This is a genomic window from Desulfurella sp. (assembly GCF_049977265.1).
GTDB lineage: Bacteria > Campylobacterota_A > Desulfurellia > Desulfurellales > Desulfurellaceae > Desulfurella.
This window is the reverse complement of the sequence record NZ_JBMFGQ010000090.1, coordinates 1-1,684: the sequence shown is the minus strand read 5'-3', so window position 1 is coordinate 1,684 and position 1,684 is coordinate 1. Positions and strand designations below refer to the sequence as shown.

Here is a 1,684-nt window from a genome sequence, read left to right as displayed (position 1 = left end):
ACAAGCTCACAAAAGCTTTTGTTTGTATAAACTATCTTGTTTGTGGAAGACTCTAGTATGCAAATTGCTACTTGTATATTATCCAGTATAAAAAGCAAAGACACTGTGTTTAATTCCACAAAAATCTCTTTGGAGATTGAACTTGTTGATGCTAAAGCCATTTTACAAAATAATAAAAGCAATGTAAATACTTTTTTGGATATTTTAGTATAAAGTTGTTTGGACAAACTGCAAAGTTTAGTTTTTGGTTGTCAAAATGATTGTTTTTGAATAATATTGTTGTTTGCAGGCAGTAGTTTTCAAAATACATTATGTTTTGTTGACACTTATACGCTTGTTCAAACGAGGGATAGAAAATTAAAAAACTTGATTTGATAAAATACAGTGCATTAAAATATTTAGCTTATAAGTTTATTTTTATAAGCACAGTATTGTTTGCTGTTTTTGTCAGTATATCAATTGCAGCAGATAACCTTGCAATCAGTATAGGCGTTTTGGGACTGATTTTTTTAATTATTGCAAAAGAATTTAAATTTAAAAAAGAAGATTTGCCCATAGGTTTGTTTTCGCTAAAAGAATTTTTTTCTAGCGTTTTTTCACTAAACCCAATCCATTCTTTGCTGAATTTCCAGTATATCTGGCACTTTGCCCCCTATTGGATAACTTCGCGTTCAAAAGCCAATTTTACATTGATTGTTAATGTGCTAGGCGTTTTTACTATAATTGGAGCTTTGGGGCTTTATTTTAATGCTTTTTTTGGCATTAGACCCGTTGATATTTTTTCTGTTGGAATAAATAATCTTTATTTTGTTAAACCAATGCCCGGAATTTTTGGTTTTAGCGGGTGTGCATCTTATGCTGGGATTATCATGGTAATGTCTAGCTTTTTCTTTGGAAGTTTGGGCATTTTTTTAAATAATAAATTCTATTATTTAGTGTCGATTTTAGCATTGTTTGCTGGTATCTTAGCACAAGAAAGGGCCGATTGGCTGGCAATTATTGTAAGCATACTATGTCTGCCTTTGATTTTAAGAAATAAAAAAACCTTAATATTGCTTTTGCTTTTTGCTGTAGTGTCTATAGGGCTCTACAACACAAGTTTTATACAAAAAAGACTAAATCAAACCATATATTACGAAAAAGATCCAAGCATTGTTATAAGATTTGCAATGATGAAGGCTTCTTTAGAGGTTTTTAAAGAATCCAGCATGTTTAGAAAAATATTTGGCTATGGCCCTTCTTTTGGCGCACAGGTTATACATAAAAAAGCAGTTTTCTACTACAAACAAATGGCTATCAAAAATCATATTGATCCAAATATAGAAGTGCCAACTACAATTGATAATTTTTACTTCAACACACTTATGAATTCTGGATTATTTGGGCTGGCGATGATACTTTGCGCTTTTTTCACGCTTTTGGTAAACAATATAAAAAGGTTAAAATCTGCCGATACCCAGCAAAAAGGTATATTGGTAGGAATAATACTTGGTTTAATCGCTTTTTATGTTGCAAGCGGATTTGATAATCTTTTGGGTAGTGCGCAAGTGAGCATTTATTTATCTTTTATGCTTGGTTTAGCTGAAATTGGGCTAAAAAATAATATTTTATAAAATTATCGTTATAACGGCTTTTTATAAAAAACCAAACTGTTAACCTGAAGTACTTTTTTGTCATCCTAAAG

Annotated in this window: 1 protein-coding gene; it reads left to right on the top strand. The window is 30.9% G+C overall.

Annotated elements, in window-relative coordinates; translation table 11 throughout:
* Positions 1–371 precede the first annotated feature (371 nt).
* Entirely contained in the window at positions 372–1,613 is a 1,242-nt protein-coding gene (locus tag ACP5FO_RS08770; RefSeq protein WP_428157421.1) for an O-antigen ligase family protein, read from the top strand.
* The last annotated feature ends 71 nt before the right edge of the window (positions 1,614–1,684 follow it).